This window comes from Glutamicibacter sp. GQ173 (assembly GCF_059759215.1).
This window is the reverse complement of record NZ_JCAXDT010000010.1, coordinates 93,845-100,999: the sequence shown is the minus strand read 5'-3', so window position 1 is coordinate 100,999 and position 7,155 is coordinate 93,845. Positions and strand designations below refer to the sequence as shown.

Genomic DNA, 7,155 nt, shown 5'->3' with positions numbered 1-7,155 from the left:
GACCTTATACGGGACACCAAAAACGGTGGATAGTGAGTGGATGATGAACGACGCAATAAACTATACAAATGCTTCCTGATACCACGGCGCGACTGCGCTTTCGACAGATGGATCAAACAGACTTAGATGACATGGCTGCCATGCTCGGAGACCCAGCTGTAATGACCTTTTACCCTGCTCCTAAGACTCGCAATGAGTCGAGCAATTGGATCGCGTGGAATGAGGAAAACTACGCCGAATATGGCTTCGGCTTGTGGATTGTTGAAACACTGGCGGGCGAGTTCCTCGGTGATTGCGGACTTACCTGGCAGGAAGTCAATGACCACTTAGAACTCGAAGTCGGATATCACATGAAAAATGAAGTCCAAGGCCACGGCTTCGCGACCGAAGCCGCTAATGCTTGTAAAGAGTTCGCAAGAGACGTGCTGCAAGCGAAGAAGCTAGTTGCAATTATTCACCCCGAGAATATCGCTTCTCAGCGCGTTGCCGAGAAGCTAGGCATGAAACATGTGGAAGATGACTTTGGTGGATCTATTGCTGTTCGAACAGTGATGGGAATGGAGCTTTAACGCCAGACACCGTCTTAGAAACGATGCCTATAGTTAAATTCAATAACGGTCGTTTTTGTCTTTTTCGTTTACCGCTTAGTGGGCGGATACGATGAAATTCGTAATGGTTTCTTTTCCGAGGCCCTTTCCACGCGCAGTCATTACATTATTGTGAGGTTCAAATGCCATCTGAAATCCGTGCGAGATGCGCGTCTTGTAGGGTTGCTTTACGCCAGGGAGACGATAAGGCTTGGTTCGGACCAGCTGGATACTCGCTCTGCTCAAAGTGCCGTTTCCAGGACGCCAGATATGAAGCAAAAGACACGCGATAAAGTTGTTCGCACTCGCGGAAAACTAGTCCATTGGTCTAGGCCGAGTTCTTTTGGCCGGCTGAAACTGCGAGTGCGCCTTGATCATGGGTTGACTTATTGCTCCAGATGATCATGCGATCTTTTACCCTTACAAGTAAATTCACTAAAGAGTCATTATCGATCAATTATGCATTATCCAGCGGACTGTCTTGCTATTGCATCTAAAGGGACGGACTTCAGTCACCTTGATAGTATTGCTTCAAATGGTTAAACATCTTTCGCCGGTCATCATTCCTGCTGTCCTTATCATCGGGTTGGCCTCTTGCGCGTCGACGCCTGAAGTCGATTGGAATCAGTCACAAAACGAGGCAAGTATGTTCATAGAGGCAGCCACTTCTGCAGAGGGATCCCTCGGCGGTGGCACCCTGCGCGTTGGCCAAGGTACTCCGGTTGACACTGAATCGGGCATCGTTCTCAACTATTATTCCGGCGCCCGGATCACGGGGATCCGCGTCAGTTGCTTCGGAGAGGGAACACTTCGACTCGGATTCGCTTCCCAGACTGGATCCAATTGGAGCGGCAAGGATTCTGTTGAAGTAATCTGTAATGGCGAGGAGAACGACATGTCAGTTTCAGAGATCCTGCCTATGGCGCAGGTCAATGCGGTGCAATTCAACGGTATCCTCGGTGAGGGAACGGGTGGAGTCCTCGCCGTGGCTATCTCCGGGGTGGCGAACTAACTCCCGCTGCAGTTGTAAATTCGGCATTCGAAATCTCCAAAGACGAACTTTCGGCGCTGATAGGCCTGATTCTCAAGCAAGTACGCGCCGTCGCGTTCTCCAACCGTCACTGCGGCAGATAAAATTTGCCGTACCAGCAGGATTCCGAACCGGAGACAGCGCTCGTCGCCGATCTGTCTCCATTTGGCTGTAAAGCTGGCCGACGAGCAAAACCAGAATGATTTTTACCTACAGTTTCCGCAGAGCATTGGTCAATGGAAACTGCACGATCCGCCTTGTTGCTGCATCAGACGCATAGTCGTCCGTCACTTCATAATGCTTGTGGCCAGCCAGCCCAAATGCAGAAAGTCCACATCCGAACAAATCCTCGGACCATCCAAGCCAGCGATGCTGCCCGCAGCTGGTTGAGCATGCGGACAGCATTGTGGTTGGCGTTATGAAATCAGCCGTTGAAGGTGTCCGGATTTGGACCCGTACGGCCATCGCGGTCCAGCGCATCGATGTTTGCCAGTTCTTCACTGGTCAGTTCGAAACCAAACAGGTCCAAGTTGGCGATGATCCGGGATTCGGTAACCGACTTAGGGATGATCACACGCCCCTGCTGCAAATGCCAGCGCAGGATGACTTGGGCTGCAGTGACCTCGTGCGCGTTGGCAATTGCCTCGATGGTTTCATCGGTGAGCATGGCACCCTGGGCGAGCGGGCTCCACGCTTCGGTGATGATGCCATGTCCGTTGTTCGCGGCAATGACTTCGCGGTTCTGCAGAGCGGGGTGGAATTCAACCTGGTTCACGGCCGGGACGATGCTTCCCCCGGCGATCAGCTTGTCCAGGTGCTCTGGCTGGAAGTTCGAAACGCCGATGGCGCGGATCTTCTTGTCGGCGTACAACTTCTCCAGTGCCTTCCAGGTCTGAACGTAGAGATCCTTTTCCGGAGCTGGCCAGTGAATCAGGAACAGATCCAGATAGTCCAGGCCCAAACGCTGCAAGCTCGCCTCAAACGCTTCCAAGGTCTGCTCGTAGCCCATGTCCTCGATCCAGATCTTGGAAGTGATGAACAGCTCTTCGCGGGCAATGCCGGACTGGGCAAGCGCCTTGCCCACGCCTTCTTCATTGCCGTAGATCGCGGCCGTATCGATGCTGCGGTAGCCGGCCTTCAGTGCTGCGGCCACAGCAGCGGTGGTTTCCTCATTGGGGACTTGGAATACTCCAAAACCGACTTGGGGCATTTCAACACCATTGTTCAGGGTGATGGTTGGGATGGCGGTAGTCATATCTAACTCCTAGAATTTGGTTAAGGGACTGAGGAGAACTGTGGATCAGCTAGCTGAAGCCAGCTCGAGTGATGTTGCAAAAGACTTCTTGGCCAAGCCCATGGCGGCAAGAATGACGATCAGTGCGACGAGGGTGTTCAGTGCGCCAATCCAGATTGGCGAGGTGTATCCGAGGCCTGCTGCGATGCCCAGGCCGCCAGCCCATGCGCCCAGTGCATTGCCAACGTTGAACGCACCGATATTGGCTCCCGATGCTAAGGTGGGCGCGTTGCCGGCGTACTGCATGATGCGGCTTTGCAGACCCGGAACGGTACCGAAGCCGAAACCGCCCATGAGCAGCAAGGCGACAACGGTGGCGATCTGATTGCTTGCGAAGAATCCGAAGAGGACAAGCACGACCAGCAGGGCTGAGATGAAGAAGAGCAGGGTGCGGTCGATGCTCTTGTCAGCCATGCGGCCGCCGATCCAGTTACCAACGAAGAGGCCAACACCGAAGAGCATCAGCAACCAAGGCACGGTGGTCTCATTGAAACCGGTGATTTCGGTCAGGGTGTAAGCAATGTAGGTGAACGCACCGAACATGCCGCCGTAGCCCAGGATCGTGACTCCCAGCGAGAGCCAAACCTGCAGTGAGGTGAAAGCACCAAGTTCCTTGCGCAGCGAGATTCCTTCGGCCGCGTGCTTGATGACTGGTACCAGCACGAGGATGCCGATCAGGGCAAGGACTCCAATGCCGGAGATGGCCCAGAAGGTCGAACGCCAGCCGGAGTGCTGCCCAAGCAAGGTTCCGAAAGGAACGCCCAGAACGTTGGCTGCGGTCAGGCCGGTGAACATGATGGCGATGGCTCCGGCTTTCTTATTGGCTGGAACCATGTCGGTTGCCACTACCGAGCCGATGCCGAAGAAGGCACCGTGGCAGAGAGCTGCGATAACACGGCCAATCATGGCCACTTCGTAGGTCGAGGCCATGGCGGTGAGCGAGTTGCCGAGAATGAACAGCACCAGCAAGCCGACGAGCACCGGCTTACGCGGCAGGCGGACTGTCGCAGCAGTCAGGCCCAGGGCACCTACGACAACACTGAGCGCGTATCCGGAAATGAGCCAGCCAGCTGCGGCCTCGCTGACGGCGAAGTCGGTGGCCACGTCCGGCAAAAGGCCCATGATGACAAATTCAGTAAGCCCGACGCCAAAGGCACCGATAGCCAACGCAATAAGACCGAGCGGCATAGCGTTACTCCTGATAGACTAGATAAATTAGTTGCACACGCTTGTTATTGCGCGATGGATACTATCGTTGCACACGCAACTAACCAGCGCAAGCAAGTATTTTTGGAGGAACCCATGGGAATCGCAGATGATGCTGTCGAAATCCGTGCTCGTGGATGGCGCACTTTGGCGTCATTGCACGGATTAATCGATGCCGCACTAGAAAAGGACCTGACCGCCCAGGTCGGGCTTTCTGTGGTCGAGTACACATTATTGGACGCCTTGAACCGGCAGGACGGCTGGCACATGCGCATGGCGCAGCTGGCCCGCGCCACCGCACTGAGCCCCAGCGCAACGACGCGCCTGGTCACGAGGCTCGAAGATCGCAATCTGCTCTCGCGCGTGCTGTGCGCGGATGACCGCAGGGGCATCTACACCGAACTCACCGCCGCTGGGCACGAGCTGTATCAAAAGGCCAAGCCCATCCACGATGCCACGCTGGAACGCGTGTTGAAGCAGGCCGAGGAGCAGCCCGAACTGGCGCCGCTGGCCCGCATTCTCCACGAGTTCTCTGCCGCTTAGCCAATCGATGATTCCGCAGGAAGGATCAATCTTGCCGCGTCCAAAATTCTCCGCCGTGCTCTTTGATTGCGATGGCGTACTGGTGGATTCCGAGTCCATCACGAACGCAGTGCTCCGGGATATGCTCATTGAATTGGGATGGGACATCAGCCAGGAAGAATGCATCAGCATCTTCATCGGCAAGGCCCTCAAGGACCAGTGGGAGCCCATCCTTGCACATACCGGTGTGCGGATTGACGAGCAGTGGATTGCCGGTTTCAGGCAACGGCGCGATGTGGCCTTGCGCGAAAACTTGCAAGCCGTGCCCGGTGCCTTGGAAGCCGTCAAGCAGATATCTGCCTTCTACGGCGAAAAGATCGCCTGCGCCACGGGAGCCGACCGGGCCAAGGTCGAGATGCAGCTATCGATAGCCCAGATGGCGCCATTCTTCGGCAACCGGGTTTATAGCGGCATGGAGTATGCACAGAGCAAGCCTGCGCCCGATGTCTATCTGGCAGCTGCTTCTGGCCTGGATATTGATCCGAGCCAAGCAGCAGTTGTCGAAGATACAGTCACCGGAGTGAGCGCCGGAGTTGCGGCAGGAGCTACGGTCTTCGGCTACTGCCCGGGTGGACCCATCAGCAGCACCGAGGAAAAGCTCTTGGCGGCAGGCGCTGCAGAAGTATTTACCAACATGGATCAGCTACCGGGGCTTCTCACGCAAAAATAGCTGAGGCCAGGGGCATTTGGATGCCACAAGCATTGCAGCTCAGCCCCAGGGATCCAAGGTGAATTCCTTGCCTAGCGGACCGCGCCCGGCCAACCACGCAACCAGCTCGGTGCGCGCTTCCGGGTTCGCCAAGCGTTCGGGAACCGTGGCCAGCAGGTTGCCCAGATCCCACGTGGTGTATTCTTCGGGCCACTGGCTTGGCGAGTATCCCAGCCCAAGATCTACAAGATGCATCTGGACTTCGCGCAGGCGATGAGCTGGACAACCACCAACTCCGTAGTGCCCGCCGCCCATGAAATCGGCGTGAGGCCAGTGAGCCTGTTCGCTTTGCTCAAGAAGACTGTCTAAACGACGAACGCTCGATTCAAGATCCGCCAAGATTTCAGATGCTGCATTCCGCGCACCGTCCTCAATTTCTTGGCGACGCTGCTCTGCACCGTTGGCGTATTTGGGAACGTCCTCGCCGTTCAAGGCTCCTTCCAGACGCCGTGCATGTGCATCGGCATTTCTCGCAAGATGCGTCAGCACATGGCCTACGGACCAACCAGGCAATTTGCTGCCCTGTTGCATGCTCTCGTCGCTGAGACCAAGCACATGTTCCAACAGCGCCGCGTGGGATTCGAGGCATAAACGTGCAGCCGCGCTCGGATTCTTCTCAAGATCCATAGTGGTCCTCTTGCTGGCCAAGACAGTCAATACTCGGGTGTTTGAGTTCAGCTTACGGTCTGTGGCAGCTCAAGTGGTGCTTTTTCGGAGCTACTCGGAGTAGGCAAGGATTACTTCCAAGGTCTCCCGCCCAACAATGCCCAGGAGATCATCGGTGCCGAGATTTGCGGTGAGCATGGCATACCGCAGTGCCCAGCCGCGCGCTCGTTTCCACGTTGGGCTGCCGACTGCGATGCCATAGCTCTCGAAGGCTCGGCCAATGCCAGTGGGGGTGAAATGCATCCAGAACATGCCCAGATCCGAGGCGGGGTCGCCAACGCATAGATCCCCGTAATCAATCAGAGAGACAGCCGGATGCGGCAGCTCGTCATCAACAATGGTGTTGTGCGGATGCGGATCACCATGCAGCCACACTGGAGCATCCTGATAGTCCTTTGCGTCCACGGCTTCCTGCCACAGCGCAAGGGCGCCGGGCTGCAAGGACGAATCCAGGTTCGAAATTTGCTCGCGAGTCCGTGCGTCCAACAGCGCCAATGCACAACCTCGAAAGCCGCTTCGTGGTTCCGGCGAACTTGCAGGTTGATGAAGGGCTCGCAGCAGTCCAGAAAATTCTTCCGCGTATCCTTCGCGGTCCTGCCGCTTAAATCGAGCCGCACTGGTACCAGGAACGTAGCGGCAAATTGAAAAGGTAAAGGGGTAACTGGACGTGGGCTTCCCTTCAAAGATCGCCAGGCCAAGATCCGCCCCAGTATCCTTTGCCAGTTGCGGAAGCCAACGGCGCTCCTTGATGCCAATCTCCTCCCCCAGTTGTCTTCGGGGCAAGCGAATCATCAGGGAATCTCCAAGGCGATAGACCTCGTTGTCCCAGCCAGTAGCAAGGTATTTGACCTCTTCATGAGCCCACTGTGGCGCTTGTGCGGCGATCAGCTGGCGGACCATTGCCAAATCGATGTCGACTTCAGCGTCGGGCATGACGGACTTCTTGATTGATGGCTGGCTCATCGCTCAATACTAATCTTCCGCATTGAGCTGACTGCAATTTAGCCTTTTGAAATGAACCCCGTAAAACGCCGCACGTGCTGTCACGAATTGAAGCGGGCCAGAACTGTGATGGCAAGAT

General features: G+C 55.9%; 8 protein-coding genes. 4 read left to right on the top strand and 4 right to left on the bottom strand.

The window, feature by feature from the left end; genetic code table 11:
• The first annotated feature begins 68 nt into the window (after nt 1–68).
• Nucleotides 69–569, top strand: coding sequence for a GNAT family N-acetyltransferase (locus AC6CHO_RS15720; RefSeq protein WP_498216364.1), 501 nt, complete (start codon nt 69–71; stop codon nt 567–569).
• A gap of 553 nt (nt 570–1,122) precedes the next feature.
• Nucleotides 1,123–1,599 carry a hypothetical protein gene (locus tag AC6CHO_RS15715; protein WP_498216363.1) on the top strand — a complete coding sequence of 159 codons (477 nt, stop codon included), beginning with the start codon at nt 1,123–1,125 and terminating at the stop codon, nt 1,597–1,599.
• A 442-nt stretch (nt 1,600–2,041) separates the two neighbouring features.
• Here AC6CHO_RS15715 and AC6CHO_RS15710 read toward each other — a convergent pair whose 3' ends face one another.
• Both AC6CHO_RS15710 and AC6CHO_RS15705 read right to left on the bottom strand, forming a co-directional pair.
• Nucleotides 2,042–2,872: an aldo/keto reductase gene (locus tag AC6CHO_RS15710; RefSeq protein ID WP_498216361.1), complete on the bottom strand. Its 831-nt coding sequence runs from the start codon at nt 2,870–2,872 to the stop codon at nt 2,042–2,044.
• Between the two features lie 45 nt (nt 2,873–2,917).
• Nucleotides 2,918–4,099: an MFS transporter gene (locus AC6CHO_RS15705; protein WP_498216359.1), complete on the bottom strand. Its 1,182-nt coding sequence runs from the start codon at nt 4,097–4,099 to the stop codon at nt 2,918–2,920.
• 114 nt (nt 4,100–4,213) lie between these two features.
• Here AC6CHO_RS15705 and AC6CHO_RS15700 point away from each other — a divergent pair, with 114 nt between their 5' ends.
• Nucleotides 4,214–4,660 carry a MarR family winged helix-turn-helix transcriptional regulator gene (locus AC6CHO_RS15700; RefSeq protein WP_146277908.1) on the top strand — a complete coding sequence of 149 codons (447 nt, stop codon included), beginning with the start codon at nt 4,214–4,216 and terminating at the stop codon, nt 4,658–4,660.
• Between the two features lie 31 nt (nt 4,661–4,691).
• Complete coding sequence (locus tag AC6CHO_RS15695; RefSeq protein WP_444660557.1) at nt 4,692–5,369, top strand: HAD family hydrolase; 678 nt, start codon at nt 4,692–4,694, stop codon at nt 5,367–5,369.
• Between the two features lie 39 nt (nt 5,370–5,408).
• On the opposite strand, the gene AC6CHO_RS15690 is transcribed toward AC6CHO_RS15695, so the two are convergent.
• Nucleotides 5,409–6,035 carry a maleylpyruvate isomerase N-terminal domain-containing protein gene (locus tag AC6CHO_RS15690; RefSeq protein ID WP_498216357.1) on the bottom strand — a complete coding sequence of 209 codons (627 nt, stop codon included), beginning with the start codon at nt 6,033–6,035 and terminating at the stop codon, nt 5,409–5,411.
• Between the two features lie 90 nt (nt 6,036–6,125).
• Nucleotides 6,126–7,037 carry an aminoglycoside phosphotransferase family protein gene (locus AC6CHO_RS15685; protein ID WP_498216355.1) on the bottom strand — a complete coding sequence of 304 codons (912 nt, stop codon included), beginning with the start codon at nt 7,035–7,037 and terminating at the stop codon, nt 6,126–6,128.
• Nucleotides 7,038–7,155 lie beyond the last annotated feature (118 nt).